We start from the raw sequence: 15,873 nt of genomic DNA, 5'->3' as shown, positions 1-15,873 counted from the left end.
TCAGGCCGCCGAGCGGCCTTCTCCATCAGACTGAGCAGCCAGGTACTTATCCGGGTTGTTCAGCACAACAATTCTGGGGGTGTGGCCATCCGGCCACTCCCGGTGCCCGGCGGGGACGTGGTCCACTCCACCGGAATTCCATGGGTGGCAGCGCGCCAGGCGCCGGGCCGCGAGCCAGCTTCCCTTGACGGCGCCATGCACCGTGACCGCTTCCAGCGCGTACGCCGAGCAGCTGGGGAAAAACCGGCAAACCTGCCCGTACAGCGGCGAGACCACCTTGCGGTAGGCCATCAGCAGCAGGATCAAGATGTTGCGGGGCAGGTTCCAGACCGCAAGGCCGAGCCAGGCTACGGCCGCTTTGACGCGGGATTCAGAAACAGGGACGACGGCGGCAGTCGAGTTACGCACGCGGGGTCCCTTCCTGTGTTGTCTCGTAAGAAACTGTAGAAGCGGCCTGTGGAAGGCGGCTGCCCAAGCGTTTCATGGTCGTCTCCAAAGCGGCGTCATAGTCGCTGCACAGATCATCCCAGCCGGCGGCCGCAGAGGCGGGCAGTGCCCGGACCACGATAGCGAACCCGCTGGGATATTTCTGCAGCGACAAGGCGCCGGCTTCTCTTAGTCTCCTCTTAACGAGGTTCCTGACAACAGCGTTCCCAACACTCTTGGAAACGATGAAACCGATCCGGCTTGGTTCATCGGCAGCGAGAGCTGCCGTATATAACACTAAGTTCCGGCGTCCATTGCGGACGCCGGAACGTACAGTTGTTGAAAAATCGGTAGGGGTCCTCAGACGGTTCCGGGTGGCTAGCACCGTTCAACTCGCATAGGGATGGTGACCGACGAGTCAGTTATTTAGGCCGACAGCTCGGTGCGGCCCTTGCCACGACGGGCTGCCAGGATGGCACGGCCGGCACGGGTACGCATACGAAGGCGGAAGCCGTGCTTCTTGGCTCGACGGCGGTTATTCGGCTGAAAAGTCCGCTTGCTCACGTTAGTTACTCCAGTGGATCAAAGGTGCGCCCACCCGATCAAAAAAGGGGAAGAACTGGCCGACGCTAAGTTTTGTATGTGCCGCTACCCTCGACTCGCAAGACGCAGGCGTCGGGGAGAGATTCAATGAGGCGAAAAGCGGACACAAAGGACTTCACAACGTTAGGGGAAAAGCGCCCCCAGAGTCAAACCGGGAGGTGTTCAGCCGCCTGTCCCCAGCTGTGGTTAACCCGGTCGCCAGCCTGTGGATGAAGTGGGTCACGCCCCCGCATTTGGAACCACACCAGTGTAATTATCCACAGGGCTGATCCCAGCTATCTTCTAGTCTTTTCATCCCCTAGAGTGTCCCAGTAGCCGATTATCCACGGACTGTGCACAACCCTGTGGATTAAGCCGGGGCCAGCAGTCTGGTTCAGGCCTCGTGGCTGCAGGTAACGCAGGCAAGCAAGGTTTGAGGAACTGATTGATGACGGTAGACGAAGCCAACCAAGCAAACACCGTCGGAAGTTCCTGGCGGCGGGTTGTCAGCCTTCTTGAGAACGACCACCGGGTCACTCCCCGGCAGCGTGGCTTCGTGATCCTCGCCCAGGCCCAGGGACTGATCGGCTCAACCTTGCTGGTGGCCGTACCCAACGAACTCACCCGCGAGGTACTCCAGACCCAGGTCAAGGAAGCCCTCGACGACGCCCTGCGGGATGTCTTTTCCGACGAAATCCGCTGCGCGATCGACGTCGACACCGATCTGGTGCCACTGCATGTCGAGCCCGAACCAACGGCCGAACTGTCCCTGGTCGCCGACCCCATGGTGGAACTGAAGCCGCAGCCAATGCTGCCGAGCACTTCCCACGAATTCGGTCGGCTCAATCCGAAGTACGTCTTCGACACCTTCGTGATCGGTTCCTCCAACCGCTTTGCCCACGCGGCCGCCGTCGCCGTCGCCGAAGCGCCTGCCAAGGCGTACAACCCGCTGTTCATCTACGGGGACTCAGGTCTGGGCAAAACCCACCTGCTGCACGCGATCGGCCACTACGCCCGCCGGCTCTACAGCGGCATCCGGGTCCGCTATGTGAACTCCGAGGAATTCACGAACGACTTCATCAACTCCATCCGCGACGATGAAGGCACCAGCTTCAAGACCACCTACCGCAACGTGGACGTTCTGCTGATCGATGACATCCAGTTCCTGGCCGGCAAGGACCGGACGCTGGAGGAGTTCTTCCACACTTTCAACGCCCTGCACAACAACAACAAGCAGGTCGTCATCACCTCCGACCAGCCGCCCAAGCTGCTCGCCGGCTTCGAAGACCGCATGAAGTCCCGCTTCGAGTGGGGCCTGCTGACCGACATCCAGCCGCCGGAACTGGAAACGCGCATCGCTATCCTGCGCAAGAAGGCGCTGAGCGAAGGCCTGTCCGCCCCGGACGACGCACTGGAGTACATCGCTTCGAAGATCTCCAGCAACATCCGCGAACTTGAGGGTGCGCTGATCCGGGTCACGGCGTTCGCGAGCCTGAACCGGCAGCCGGTGGATGTGGCCCTGGCCGAAATGGTGCTCAAGGACCTGATCACCGACGACGGCGCCCAGGAGATCACCTCTGCGCAGATCCTCACCCAGACGGCCGACTACTTCAAGCTCAGCATGGAAGAACTCTGCAGCAAGTCCCGCACGCGGACCCTGGTCACCGCGCGGCAGATCGCGATGTACCTGTGCCGGGAGCTCACCGACATGTCCCTGCCCAAGATTGGCCAGGAGCTCGGCGGCCGCGACCACACCACGGTCATCCACGCGGACCGGAAGATCCGCGAACTGATGGCGGAGCGCCGCGTGATCTACAACCAGGTTACTGAACTGACCAACCGGATCAAGCAGCAGCAGCGCAATTCCTGAGTATCGGCGCCGCGCACTCTTACCTTATTAACAGGGGCCTGTGGACAACCCTGTGGATACTTAAGGGGACAACCGCGGTTAATGGGCTTAAAACCCTTAAGGCGCCTGTGGATCGGCGCAACGCCCGAAAATGTTGTCCCCATCCACACCCTGTTTAAAACCTGCTCCACCCACAGTCCATGAACAGGGCTTAACCCCGGAAACGCACGGCCAGACCGAGTTATCCACAGTTTCCACAGCAGTTATTAACACTACTAATCCCAAGAAAATGAAATTCCCTCAAACAACAGTTTCCTTCCGACCCCCCACCTGCCAGCACAGGCCCTCCGGAAGCCCGGCCCGGAAGCCCGCTCCGGAACCACACTGGTGTAACCCGGGGATGGGAGAACTAGGATCTTGGGGCTAAGCTGTCTGCAGTGCGTCCGTCCCGGACACTCTCTTGTCATTCGCAACCCGGAAACGGACAGCGGCGGAGAAAGACCTGGAGTGCATGCACTTACCTTTTTGGCGGATCCGGCAGCGCGCCGGGGTCGCCATGGCCCTGTGAGTTTTAGCTTTTGTCAGCAGCAATGAAAGGCGGCACCCTTCCGTGAAGTTCAGAGTCGAACGGGACGTCCTGGCCGAAGCCGTGACCTGGACCGCCCGGTCGTTGTCTCCGCGGCCGCCTGTTCCCGTGCTTTCCGGTTTGCTCCTCAAGGCAGAAGCCGGCACTGTCAGCCTCTCCAGCTTTGACTACGAGACCTCGGCACGCCTGGAAATCCCCGCTGACATCACCACCGAGGGCACGATCCTGGTCTCCGGCCGCCTGCTCGCGGACATTTGCCGCAGCCTGCCCTCCGCCCCGGTCGAAATCGAAACCGACGGCAACAAAGTCACCCTGACCTGCCGCCGGAGCAGCTTCCACCTGGCCACGATGCCGGAGGCGGAATACCCGCCGCTGCCCGCGCTGCCCCCGATCAGTGGCACCGTGCCAGGCGATTCGTTCGCGCAGGCCGTTTCCCAGGTGATTATCGCGGCCAGCAAGGACGACACGCTGCCCATTCTCACCGGCGTCCGGATGGAGATCGAGGACGACCTCATCACGCTGCTCGCCACCGACCGCTACCGCCTCGCCATGCGCGAAGTGCCCTGGAAGCCCGCAACTCCGGGCATCTCCACCAGCGCCCTGGTGAAAGCCAAGACCCTCAACGAAGTGGCCAAGACACTCGGCGGCAGCGGCGATATCAACCTCGCCCTCGCCGATGACGACAGCCGGCTGATCGGTTTCGAGAGCGGCGGCCGCACCACGACGTCGCTCCTGGTCGATGGCGACTATCCGAAAATCCGGTCGCTGTTCCCGGATTCCACCCCGATCCACGCCACCGTGCAGACCCAGGAACTGGTCGAAGCCGTCCGCCGCGTCTCGCTTGTGGCCGAACGCAACACCCCGGTCCGGCTTGCCTTCACCCAGGGACAGCTGCACCTTGACGCCGGAACCGGTGAAGACGCGCAGGCCTCAGAAGAGCTCGAAGCCCAGCTGACCGGCGAAGACATCACCGTGGCCTTCAACCCCCACTACCTCATCGAGGGCCTGAGCGTCATCGAGACCAAGTTTGTGCGGTTCTCCTTCACCACGGCGCCAAAGCCGGCGATGATCACCGCCCAGCAGGACGCCGACGGCGAGGACCAGGACGACTACCGCTACCTGGTCATGCCGGTCCGTCTGCCCAACTAGCCCCCACCGCCACCCTCGCCTCGCAAGCTCGGCCAGGGAACCCTGGCGGCGTGGGCCCAGGCAGTTGTTGTCGTTCTGGGCCCCAAATCGACAACCGACACCCAATGCAGAAAGAGAACCCGCACTATGCACATTGGACTGATCGGCCTTGGAAAAATGGGTTTCAACATGCGCGAACGCCTGCGCAAGGGTGGAATCCAGGTCACCGGTTTCGACCGCAATCCGGATGTCACCGACGTGGCCACCGTTGACGAGCTGATTGCCGCACTGCCGGCGCCGCGTCTGATCTGGGTCATGGTTCCCGCCGGCGAGATCACCGACGCCGTCATCAGCGAACTCGGCAACAAGCTCGACGCCGGTGACCTGGTGATCGACGGAGGCAACTCCCGCTTCACCGAGGACCAGAAGCACGCGGCTGCGCTGGCCGAAAAGGGCGTCCGTTTTGCGGACTGCGGGGTGTCCGGCGGGGTCTGGGGCCTGCAGAACGGCTACGGACTGATGGCCGGCGGTGATCCTGCCGACATCGAACGGGCACTCCCGGTCTTTGACGCACTCCGCCCGGAAGGCGACCGCGCGGACAGCTTCGTGCACGTGGGCGGCGTCGGCGCCGGACACTACGCCAAGATGGTGCACAACGGCATCGAATACGGCCTGATGCAGGCCTATGCGGAAGGCTACGAACTCCTTGCGGCGAAGGACATCGTGACCGACCTGCCCGGCACCTTCCGGGCCTGGCAGAAGGGCACCGTTGTCCGCTCCTGGCTGCTGGACCTCATGGTCAAAGCCCTGGACGAGGATCCCGGACTGGAATCCATTGACGACTACGTCGAGGACTCGGGCGAGGGACGGTGGACGGTGGAGGAAGCCATTGCCAACGCGGTGCCAGCCCCGGCCATCACGGCGGCGCTGTTCGCACGCTTCTCCTCCCGCGAAGACAGCTCGCCTGCCATGAAGATGGTGTCCGCCCTGCGCCACCAGTTCGGCGGCCACGCGACCCGGCCGGCCAAGTAGTCCCTGGAATCCTGCAACCGGCGTGTACCTCGAACAACTTTCGCTGACAGACTTCCGCAGTTATGCCCAGGTTGACCTCAGCCTGGAACCCGGTGTCACGGTGCTTGTGGGCTCCAACGGCATCGGCAAGACCAACCTGATGGAAGCCATCGGCTACTTGGCCACGCTGAGCTCGCACCGGGTCAGCACCGATGCCCCGCTGCTGCGGTTCGGCACCGAGCGTGCAATGATCCGCGCCAAACTGGTCCGCGGCGAAGAGTCCACCGTGCTGGAGCTGGAAATCAACGGCGGCCGCGCCAACCGGGCACGCATCAACCGAAGCAACCCGGTCCGGGCCAGGGACATCCTGGGGATCTGCCAGACGGTTCTCTTTGCCCCGGAAGACCTCGCCCTAGTCAAGGGCGATCCGTCCAACCGGCGCCGTTTCCTGGATGAGCTCCTGGTCAGTCTCGTTCCCCGGCACGCCGCCACGCGCGGCGACTACGACCGGGTGCTGAAACAGCGCAACGCGCTGCTCAAATCCGGCCGTTCCGGCAAGTTCACCGCCGGCCACGAGGCAACGCTTGATGTCTGGGACCAGCACATGGCTCGGGCCGGAGCGGAACTCCTGCACGCCCGGCTTGAGCTGGTGGAACTGCTGCAGCCGCATCTTAAGAACGCCTACGCCCAGCTCACTGACGGGTCCAAGGAGGCCGGAGCGGTCTACCGCTCCACCTTGCAGGGGGTGCTCGACGACGACGGCGAAGCGTCAGCGGGCGGAGCCGCTGACGCCCCGGCCAGCCTCGAGGACCTCCGCCGGCTGAGTGTGGAGGAACTCACCGAACGCTACATCCAAGCGTTCGCGGCCTCGCGCCGCAAGGAACTGGAACGCGGAATCTCGCTCGTGGGCCCGCACCGCGACGAGCTGGAACTGGTCCTGGGGCAGGCACCCGCCAAGGGGTATGCCTCGCACGGGGAAACGTGGTCCATGTGCCTGTCCCTGCGCCTCGCCTCGTACTATGTGATGCTGGACGACGCACGCACCGGCGGCTCCGCGCCGATCCTGATCCTTGATGACGTTTTTGCCGAACTGGACGTCCAGCGGCGGCGTAAACTGGCGGCAATAGTATCCGGCGCGGAACAGGTCCTGGTGACCGCCGCCGTCGAGGAGGACATCCCGGCAGAATTGGCCGGACGGCGGGTGAAGGTCATTCCGGGAGGAATCGATGAGCCGGACAAGCGATGAATAAGGATACCGACGGAGGCCTGCAGCCGGGCCGCGACCCCGATGACATCGACGCCGCCCAGGCAGCTTTGAACCGGATGCGCGATGCCGCGGCAGCCCGGGGAGAAATCCGCCGGAAGGCGCCCCCAAGGCCGGGCAGCACCCAAAAGCCGGCCCGCAGTGCCGGCACCCGCGGATTCAGCCAGTTCCACGGCACCGGACGGGACCCGCTGGGGCTCGGCAAGGTGGTGGGACGGCTCGTCGCGGAACGGGGCTGGAGCTCACCTGTGGCTGTCGGTTCCGTAATGGCGCAATGGCCGGCCCTGGTGGGACCGGAAATTTCCGCACACTGCACACCGGAGAGCTTTACCGACACGACCCTCCACGTGCGCTGCGATTCCACGGCTTGGGCCACCCAGCTGCGCCTGCTCAGCTTGAGTCTGCTGGAAAAATTCCGCATGGAACTGGGTGAGGGCGTCGTGACCAGCATTCAGGTGCTCGGTCCCGCGGCGCCAAGCTGGCGCAAGGGTGCCCGGACGGTCAACGGCCGCGGCCCGCGCGACACTTACGGATAGCCCGCGGCGCGGTCCGCGGTCCAGTCAGCACCGCCGGGTATGAAGCACTTCTTCCAAGACTATTGAAAAATCCGCAAGCGCCGTGTAGGGCGCTCCAACGCCCCAGACGCGTATAGGAACCCAACCGGAGGACCCCGGGAGCCGTGCAGCCGGAGCCAACGGCCTCTCAGCGGCACTTTAGCTGCCGTTTGGGCCTCTGGAATGCGGGAATCCCTCCTATAACACGGTAGAATCGTGGTAGATAACTGGGCGCCGGTGAAACGTCGACTGAGTCCGTTTCCGACGCAATTTCTTTGCGCGGAATTGGCTGAGGCGATCCATGCAGCGGTGCCAACAGTGACGTGCCTGTTGGCGGTAACCGTTCCTCTTCGGAAGCGGCGACGGCCGGCCTTCAACGAACATAGAGGAGTCGAAAGCGCCTGTGGCTAACGACAATACAGATTTCCCGGCAGCGGACCCAGCGGCGGAAGGTGCTTCAGCGGCCACCCCTGCGGAGGCGGTGACCCCCCGCGAGTACGGCGCCAGCGACATCACGGTGCTTGAGGGCCTGGAGGCGGTCCGGAAACGCCCCGGCATGTACATCGGTTCCACCGGTCCGCGCGGCCTGCACCACCTGGTCTATGAAGTCGTGGACAACTCGGTCGATGAAGCGCTGGCCGGGTACTGCACGCACATCGAGATCGTCCTGCAGGCCGACGGCGGCGTCAAGGTCGTCGACAACGGCCGCGGCATCCCCGTGGACATGCACCCCACCGAGCACAAGCCCACGGTGGAGGTTGTCATGACCATCCTGCACGCCGGCGGAAAGTTCGGCGGCGGCGGATACGCGGTCTCCGGCGGCCTGCACGGCGTCGGCATTTCGGTGGTGAACGCGCTCTCCAGCCGCGTTGACACTGAGGTGCGCCGGCAGGGCCACGTCTGGCGGATGTCCTTCGCCGACGGCGGCAAGCCCCAGGGCAGCCTGGTCAAGGGCGAGGAAACCCAGGAAACCGGAACCACCCAGACGTTCTACCCGGACGGCACCATCTTCGAATCCACCGAGTTCGATTTTGAAACCCTGCGGGCCCGCTTCCAACAGATGGCGTTCCTGAACAAGGGACTGCGCATCACGTTGACCGACGAGCGCCGCGCGGCCGCGGAGCCGTCCGACGATGACGACCTGGATCTCGACGTCGTCGAGACCGAAGGTGAAGTCCCCGCGGAGTTCCACACCGTGGTGTACCAGTACGACGACGGCTTGCTGGACTACGTGAAGCACCTGAACTCCGGCAAAAAGGTCGACGTCGTCCACGAGGACGTCATCGCCTTCGAAACCGAGGACACGGAACGGCACATCGCCCTGGAAATGGCGATGCAGTGGACCAACGCCTATTCCGAGAGCGTCCACACCTACGCCAACACCATCAACACCCACGAGGGCGGAACCCACGAAGAGGGTTTCCGCGCCGCGATGACCTCGCTCATCAACCGCTACGCGCGCGAGAAGAGCATCATCAAGGAAAAGGACGACAACCTCACCGGCGACGACATCCGCGAAGGCCTGACCGCAGTCATCTCGGTCAAGCTCGCCGAACCGCAGTTCGAGGGTCAGACCAAGACCAAGCTCGGCAACTCCGAGGTCAAGGGCTTCGTGCAGCGCGTCGTCACCGACGGTCTCGGCGACTGGCTGGAACGCAACCCCGGCCCGGCCCGCGACGTGATCCGCAAGGCCATCTCCGCGGCCCAGGCCCGGATGGCCGCCCGCAAGGCGCGCGACAACGCGCGCCGCAAGAGCCCGCTGGAATCGTTCGGCATGCCCGGCAAGCTGTCCGACTGCTCCTCCAAGGACCCGCAGAAGTGCGAGGTCTACCTCGTGGAGGGTGACTCGGCCGGCGGGTCGGCGAAGCGCGGGCGCAACCCCGAGACCCAGGCCATCCTGCCGCTGCGAGGCAAGATCCTGAACGTCGAGCGTGCCCGGCTCGACAAAGCCCTCGGCAACGCCGAAGTCCAGTCCATGATCACCGCGTTCGGTACCGGCATCGGCGAGGACTTCGACCTGGCCAAGCTCCGGTACCACAAGATCGTCCTGATGGCCGATGCCGACGTCGACGGCCAGCACATCACCACGCTGCTGATGACGCTGCTGTTCCGATACATGCGCCCGCTGATCGAGAACGGCTACGTCTATCTGGCCCAGCCGCCGCTGTACCGAATCAAGTGGTCCAACGCCCCGCACGACTACGTCTACAGCGACCGGGAACGCGACGCGAAGCTGGTCTCCGGCCAAGCCGCCGGCCGCCGTATCCCCAAGGACAACGGCATCCAGCGCTACAAGGGCCTCGGCGAGATGGACTACACGGAACTCTGGGACACCACCATGGACCCGGACCACCGCACCCTCCTGCAGGTCACCATGGACGACGCCCTGGCGGCGGACCAGACCTTCTCCGTCCTGATGGGCGAGGACGTCGAATCCCGCCGAAACTTCATTCAGCAGAACGCCAAGGACGTTCGGTTCCTCGATATCTAGCGGCCAAGCCCCTACATATTCCAGAACCGATATATACCTGAAACGGAAAATATAGACTATGAGTGACGAAACACCCGAGGTTCCAGCCGCATCCGGTGCGGAACCCGTGCTCGAAGGCACCGTTCTTGACACCGATGTGCTGACCGACCGCATCGAACAGGTTGACCTGCAGACCGAAATGCAGCGCTCCTACCTCGACTACGCCATGGCCGTCATCGTCGGACGAGCGCTGCCGGACGTCCGCGACGGACTCAAGCCCGTCCACCGCCGCGTGCTGTACGCGATGTTCGACGGCGGCTACCGCCCCGACCGGTCCTTCAACAAGTGTGCCCGCGTGGTCGGCGAGGTCATGGGCCAGTACCACCCGCACGGCGACACCGCGATCTACGACGCCCTGGTCCGCCTGATCCAGGACTGGACCATGCGCTACCCGCTGGCACTCGGCCAGGGCAACTTCGGTTCGCCCGGCAACGACGGCGCCGCGGCTCCCCGGTACACCGAAACCAAGATGGCACCGCTGGCCATGGAAATGGTCCGGGACATTGATGAGGAAACCGTTGATTTCCAGGACAACTACGACGGCAAGAACCAGGAGCCGACCATTCTGCCGGCGCGTTTTCCGAACCTGCTGGTTAACGGTTCGTCCGGCATCGCCGTCGGCATGGCCACCAACATTCCGCCGCACAACCTCCGTGAGGTTGCGGACGGCGTCCAGTGGTACCTGGCCAACCCGACCGCCAGCCGCGAAGAGCTGCTCGAAGAACTGATCCAGCGGATCAAGGGTCCCGACTTCCCGACCGGCGCCACGATCCTGGGCCACAAGGGCATCGAGGACGCTTACCGGACCGGCCGCGGCTCCATCACCATGCGCGCCGTCGTCAACGTCGAGGAACTCCAGGGCCGCACCTGCCTCGTGGTCACCGAGCTGCCGTACCAAGCCAACCCGGACAACCTGGCGATCAAGATTGCCGAACTCGTCAAGGACGGCAAGATTTCCGGCATCGCCGACCTCCGCGACGAGACCTCGGGCCGCACCGGCCAGCGCCTCGTCATTGTGCTCAAGCGCGACGCCGTCGCCAAGGTGGTGCTGAACAACCTCTACAAGCACACCCAGCTGCAGGACAACTTCGCGGCGAACATGCTTGCAATCGTCGACGGGGTTCCGCGCACGCTCAGCCTCGACGCGTTTATCCGGCACTGGGTCACGCACCAGATGGACGTCATCGCCCGGCGCACCCGGTACCGCCTGCGCAAGGCGGAGGAGGAAGCGCACATCCTGCGCGCCCTCCTCAAAGCGCTGGACGCTCTGGACGAGGTCATCGCCCTGATCCGGGCCTCCACCACCACCGAAGCGGCCCGCGACGGCCTGATGGAACTGCTGGACATCGACGAACTGCAGGCCCGGGCCATCCTGGACATGCAGCTGCGCCGGCTTGCCGCCCTGGAGCGGCAGAAGATCCAGGACCGCCACTCGGAACTCGAGGCCCTGATCGCCGAATACAACTCGATCCTTGCCTCCGAGGAGCGCCAGCGGGAGATCATCAGCACCGAGCTGGCCGAAATTGTGGCCAAGCACGGCGACGACCGCAAGACCAAGGTCCTGATGGGTTACGACGGCGACATGTCGATCGAGGATCTGATCCCCGAAGAGGAAATGGTCGTCACGATCACCCGGGGCGGCTACGTCAAGCGCACCCGCAGCGACAACTACCGGTCGCAGCAGCGCGGCGGCAAAGGCATCAAGGGCGCCCAGCTGCGCGGCGACGACGTCGTGGAGCACTTCTTCGTCACCACTACGCACCACTGGCTGCTGTTCTTCACGAACCTGGGCCGTGTGTACCGTGCCAAGGCGTACGAACTGGTGGAAGCGGCCCGCGACGCCAAGGGCCAGCACGTGGCCAACCTGTTGGCCTTCCAGCCGGACGAGCACATCGCCCAGGTGCTGGACCTGCGCGACTACCAGCACGCCCCGTACCTGGTGCTCGCCACCAAGCGCGGCCTGGTCAAGAAGACGCGGCTGGAGGACTACGACACCAACCGCTCCGCCGGCGTGATCGCCATCAACCTGCGCGACGGCGATGAGCTGGTCTCGGCACAGCTGGTGTCCGAAACGGATGACCTGATGCTGGTCTCCCGCAAGGGCCAGTCGATCCGCTTCACGGCCACGGATGAGGCACTGCGCCCGATGGGCCGGGCAACGTCCGGCGTCACCGGAATGAAGTTCCGCGAGGACGACGAACTGCTGGCGGCCGACGTCGTACAGGACGGATCGTTCGTCTTCATCGTCACCGAAGGCGGCTTCGCCAAGCGGACCGCGGTGGAGGAATACCGTCTCCAGGGCCGCGGTGGACTCGGTATCAAGGTCGGCAAGTACCAGGAAGAACGCGGACACCTCGTCGGTGCCCTGATCGTCAACGAGGAAGACGAAGTCCTGGTGGTCATGGAAGGCGGCAAGGTGGTCCGCTCCTCCGTGACCGGGGTCCCCGCAAAGGGCCGCGACACCATGGGCGTGATCTTTGCCAAACCGGACAAGAACGACCGCATCATCGCGGTGGCCCGCAACAGCGAACGCGGCCTCGAGACCGACGAAACAGCCCTCGAAAGCGGGGATGAAAGTCGGGCTACGGAGCAGGATGACGTAACGTTGGCTGGAGAGACCGGATCACACGAGGGGTCCGCAGAGACAGAATCAGTACCGGCCCCGGAGTCAGATGAGTCATCAGGCCATGCCGAGCTGGACGAAGACAATACCGGAGGTAACGCGTGAGCAATTCCGACTCATATCCCAAGTCGAGCAGCGGCCCCGGCGGGATGCGGCAGCCGGCTGCCGCCCCGCGGGTGAACGCCCCGTCGCGTCCGCAGCAGCGACCGGCCGGCGCCGTCCCCGGCCAGCGTCCCGCTGTCCCAGGACAGCGGCCGGCCGCTCCGGGCCAGCGTCCCGCAGCAGGTGGACAGCGCCCGGAAGCCTCCGGCCAGCGCCCTGCCCAGGGAACTCCGGGACTGGTTAAGCCGGCGCCGAAGGCGAAAGTCCGCCGCGCGCGCCTGCTGATCAGCAAGGTCGACCCCTGGTCCGTGCTCAAGATGGCTTTCCTGCTCTCGGTGGCGCTCGGCATCGTGACCGTCGTCGCCGCGATCGTGCTCTGGACCGTCCTGGACCTGACCGGCATTTTCGACCAGGTGGACGGGCTCCTCGGAACCCTGGCCGGCTCCGAAAGCGGCGGCTTCGAACTGAAGAAGGTCGCGTCCCTCGGCCAGGTTGCCTCCTTCGCGGTGATCATCGCGGTGATCAACGTGGTGCTGCTGACGGCCCTGTCGATGCTTTCGGCGGTGCTGTACAACATCGCCGCCACCCTCGTGGGCGGCATCGGCGTCACCCTTACGGACGACTAGAACCCGTAGTTTTCCCGGATATTCTCCGGGGAAATGCCTCGATTTGAGATCGGGCCGGGATGTGCTGTAAAGTCATATCTCGGCCCGATGAGGCATCGGGGCGTATAGCTCAGGCGGTTAGAGCGCTTCGCTGATAACGAAGAGGTCCCAGGTTCAAGTCCTGGTACGCCCACGGAACCTGTACTGGTTCCTGTAAAGGTCCACGTGAAACGGGACCGGAACGGGGTGCATGTGAAGAAGTTGCTGGTTGTTGCAGCCACGATCGCAGGCGTCCTGCTCTACAGGAAGGTGCAGGAATCCGAAGCCCGGAAGGCAGTCTGGAGCGAGTCGACCGACACGGTTGATTAGCCCGGAACCCCGGCAGGAAAGCTGGCAACGGCTCTCCGGCAGCGGGGTATGATTGACGGGTTGCTTCTTATGGGGGCATGGCGCAATTGGTAGCGCACCTGCTTTGCAAGCAGGGGGTTCGGGGTTCGAGTCCCCGTGCCTCCACCATAAGAAAGGTCCCGGCCAGCGGAAACGCTGGCCGGGACCTTTTGCGTTAAGCCCTCGAGGCTTCCCGTAACGGGCCGGCGCGGAACCTGGACGCCCCCGCCGGCACACTACTGTTGGAGCGTGAACTTCTTCCTCGCCGCCCTCGGCGTGCTGGGTGTCGCCTCCTCCGGCCCGTTGATCGCCGCCACCCTGGGCGCCACGTCCGTCAGCGCCCTCGCAATCGCTTTCTGGCGCAACGCCATCGGAGCGGCCGTGATGGCCGGGCCCGTGCTGGTTCGCCAGCCCCGCCAGTTCGGCCGGGTCACGGGCAGCGAGTTCCGCTGGTCGCTGGCGGCCGCGGTGGCACTGGCACTGCACTTCGCCTGCTTCATCACGTCCCTGCAGCTCACGTCGGTGGCGGCAGCGACCGCCCTGGTCTGCCTGCAGTCGGGCTGGATCGCCGTGTTCCAGCTCTTCCGCGGGGTCCGGCACCGCTGGCAGGTCCTCGCCGGTCTCGGCCTCGCTTTCGGCGGTGTTGTGGCCATCACCGGCTTCGACATGGGCAGCTCGCCGCAGGCCCTGGTTGGGGATCTTCTCGCCGTTGCCGGGGGCGTGCTGGCGGGCATCTACACGCTGGCCGGCGGCAAGGCCCGCCAGACCATGGGCACCGGCGTCTACACCACGCTTTGCTACGGCATGTGTGCCGCCGTCGTGGCGGTGCTGGCCCTGGCCACCGGGCAGCCGCTCGCGGGCTTCGACGCGACCGGCTGGTTGGGCATCCTGGCCATCACTGTCTGCGCGCAGCTGGTGGGCCACACGGCGTTCAACCACCTGCTCGCCACGATGAGCCCGTTGCTGGTTTCAATGATCATCCTGCTGGAGATCCCGGGGGCGGCGCTGCTGGCGGCGGCCTTCCTGGGCGAGACGCTGCCGGCCGGAACCTATGCCGGCCTGGGCATGATCCTGGTGGGACTCGCCGTCGTCGTGATGGGCCAGCGACGCTCCCGCGCGGTGCGGCGTGCTGCCGCCCGGCTGGCGGAGCTGGGGACGGACTGACGACGGCGGCGGCCGCGGGTGCGCCGGCGGGCCTTAGGGGCCTTACTGGCCGCCGCGGCGGGCCGGCTGGGCGGTGTTGACGGTGTGGATGGCGCGCAGCAGCTTCGCCGGGAAGTACACCGAGAAGAAGACCACCATGGGCGCTTTCAGAGCCATTTTCTTGACGTTGTGCGCCTTGTAGGTGCGGTCGAAGCGTGTGACGTAGTAACGGTAGTCGCGGGGCGAATCCTCGAGCCGGCGCGCTGACATCCCGGACACCATCTGCGGCCAGTACTGGATCCGCAGCTCGTGGTCGGCAAGGTGAAGGGAGAGATCGATGTCCTCATGCATCTCATCCTTCTCATCGCGGCAGGTCTCCAGCCGAATGGTCTCCCACGCGGAACGGCGCAGGGCCATGTTGGAGCCGAACAGGAAGTGGTACTGGTGTTTGGCCAGCTTGAGCATGAGCTGGCGCATCTTGTCGTCGGCCTTAAGGCCGAAGCGTCGCATTGGCATGTCGTAGTAGACAACGGGCCCGGTGGCGGCATGCACTGACGCGTCCGCGAAGGCCTGCTGGACCTGTTCCACCCAGTCCGGTTCCAGCACCGAGTCGGCGTCGATCCTGCCCAGGACATCCCCGCTGGCGTGGTCCAGGCCGAAGTTCCGGGTCGGGATGAGGCCCTGGTCTGTGTCCTGGCTGAGAAGGATGATCGGGCTCTCCGGGTACTCCAGCTGCATCTGGCGGACGATCTCCGCGGTGCGGTCCTTAGACATGTTGTCCACCACGATGATCTCGTGCGCCGGGACGGACTGGTAGACGGCGGCAATCAGGCACTGCCGGATGACGCTTTCCTCGTTGTACGCCGGAATAACGATGGAGACAGCCGGGGGCTGCTCAGCATCGTGTGGGGCATCCACAGAGGGTTCATCGGGTGACATCCCCCCAAATTTAGCACCTGCACCGTTCTTGCGGCCTGTTGACGGGCATCCCGGGCCGCTAAAGGCAAACCAAAAGGAGGGACCCCGCCGGCGGCGGAACCCCTCCTTGAAGTGCAGTCCTCAGGCTGCCGGCTGGTTCACCGG

Annotated in this window: 14 protein-coding genes and 2 tRNA genes; 12 read left to right on the top strand and 4 right to left on the bottom strand. The window is 64.5% G+C overall.

All coding sequences use genetic code 11. The features are described 5' to 3' along the window. The 3 genes from yidD to rpmH are packed head-to-tail and all read right to left on the bottom strand — an operon-like array spanning nt 1 to nt 990. Nucleotides 1-408, bottom strand: a complete 408-nt coding sequence (gene yidD / locus AC1DGE_RS09045) for a membrane protein insertion efficiency factor YidD (protein ID WP_441419135.1) — start codon at nt 406-408, stop codon at nt 1-3. Beyond that, the gene (rnpA, locus tag AC1DGE_RS09040) at nt 401-811 is read right to left on the bottom strand and encodes a ribonuclease P protein component (protein ID WP_175323036.1); all 411 of its coding nucleotides are present in this window, start codon (nt 809-811) and stop codon (nt 401-403) included. The genes yidD and rnpA overlap by 8 nt, the downstream gene beginning before the upstream one ends. A gap of 41 nt (nt 812-852) precedes the next feature. Then, nucleotides 853-990: a 50S ribosomal protein L34 gene (rpmH, locus tag AC1DGE_RS09035; protein WP_003800212.1), complete on the bottom strand. Its 138-nt coding sequence runs from the start codon at nt 988-990 to the stop codon at nt 853-855. 466 nt (nt 991-1,456) lie between these two features. Here rpmH and dnaA point away from each other — a divergent pair, with 466 nt between their 5' ends. The 12 genes from dnaA (at nt 1,457) to AC1DGE_RS08975 (ending at nt 14,811) form a co-directional block, all read left to right on the top strand. Beyond that, nucleotides 1,457-2,878, top strand: coding sequence for a chromosomal replication initiator protein DnaA (gene dnaA / locus AC1DGE_RS09030; protein WP_441419134.1), 1,422 nt, complete (start codon nt 1,457-1,459; stop codon nt 2,876-2,878). A 589-nt stretch (nt 2,879-3,467) separates the two neighbouring features. Continuing rightward, a complete protein-coding gene (gene dnaN / locus AC1DGE_RS09025; RefSeq protein ID WP_175323034.1) occupies nt 3,468-4,592 on the top strand; it encodes a DNA polymerase III subunit beta in 1,125 nt (374 codons plus the stop codon). Between the two features lie 126 nt (nt 4,593-4,718). Further along, a complete protein-coding gene (gene gnd / locus AC1DGE_RS09020) occupies nt 4,719-5,603 on the top strand; it encodes a phosphogluconate dehydrogenase (NAD(+)-dependent, decarboxylating) (protein ID WP_441419133.1) in 885 nt (294 codons plus the stop codon). A gap of 22 nt (nt 5,604-5,625) precedes the next feature. Then, a complete protein-coding gene (recF, locus tag AC1DGE_RS09015) occupies nt 5,626-6,828 on the top strand; it encodes a DNA replication/repair protein RecF (RefSeq protein WP_476893472.1) in 1,203 nt (400 codons plus the stop codon). Beyond that, nucleotides 6,825-7,382: a DciA family protein gene (locus AC1DGE_RS09010; protein WP_476893471.1), complete on the top strand. Its 558-nt coding sequence runs from the start codon at nt 6,825-6,827 to the stop codon at nt 7,380-7,382. The genes recF and AC1DGE_RS09010 overlap by 4 nt, the downstream gene beginning before the upstream one ends. 421 nt (nt 7,383-7,803) lie before the next feature. After that, nucleotides 7,804-9,891, top strand: coding sequence for a DNA topoisomerase (ATP-hydrolyzing) subunit B (gyrB, locus tag AC1DGE_RS09005; RefSeq protein WP_441419130.1), 2,088 nt, complete (start codon nt 7,804-7,806; stop codon nt 9,889-9,891). Nucleotides 9,892-9,949: 58 nt separating this feature from the next. Beyond that, on the top strand, nt 9,950-12,658 hold the full coding sequence (gene gyrA / locus AC1DGE_RS09000; RefSeq protein ID WP_476917305.1) for a DNA gyrase subunit A: 2,709 nt from the start codon (nt 9,950-9,952) through the stop codon (nt 12,656-12,658). Beyond that, a complete protein-coding gene (locus AC1DGE_RS08995; RefSeq protein ID WP_476917304.1) occupies nt 12,655-13,281 on the top strand; it encodes a DUF3566 domain-containing protein in 627 nt (208 codons plus the stop codon). The genes gyrA and AC1DGE_RS08995 overlap by 4 nt, the downstream gene beginning before the upstream one ends. A gap of 98 nt (nt 13,282-13,379) precedes the next feature. Further along, nucleotides 13,380-13,453: transfer RNA gene (locus AC1DGE_RS08990), tRNA-Ile, on the top strand. Between the two features lie 32 nt (nt 13,454-13,485). Then, nucleotides 13,486-13,629 (top strand): DLW-39 family protein, encoded by a 144-nt coding sequence (locus AC1DGE_RS08985; protein WP_476917303.1) that lies wholly within the window; start codon nt 13,486-13,488, stop codon nt 13,627-13,629. Between the two features lie 71 nt (nt 13,630-13,700). Next, a tRNA-Ala gene (locus tag AC1DGE_RS08980) sits at nt 13,701-13,776 on the top strand. Between the two features lie 120 nt (nt 13,777-13,896). Then, nucleotides 13,897-14,811: a DMT family transporter gene (locus AC1DGE_RS08975; protein ID WP_441419127.1), complete on the top strand. Its 915-nt coding sequence runs from the start codon at nt 13,897-13,899 to the stop codon at nt 14,809-14,811. Nucleotides 14,812-14,853: 42 nt separating this feature from the next. On the opposite strand, the gene AC1DGE_RS08970 is transcribed toward AC1DGE_RS08975, so the two are convergent. Further along, entirely contained in the window at nt 14,854-15,729 is an 876-nt protein-coding gene (locus tag AC1DGE_RS08970) for a glycosyltransferase family 2 protein (protein WP_441419126.1), read from the bottom strand. Between the last annotated feature and the right edge of the window lie 144 nt (nt 15,730-15,873).

Source organism: Arthrobacter sp. 05N425, from assembly GCF_056397125.1.
Note: the sequence above shows the minus strand (reverse complement) of the source record. Positions and strands in the feature narration are given on the sequence as shown.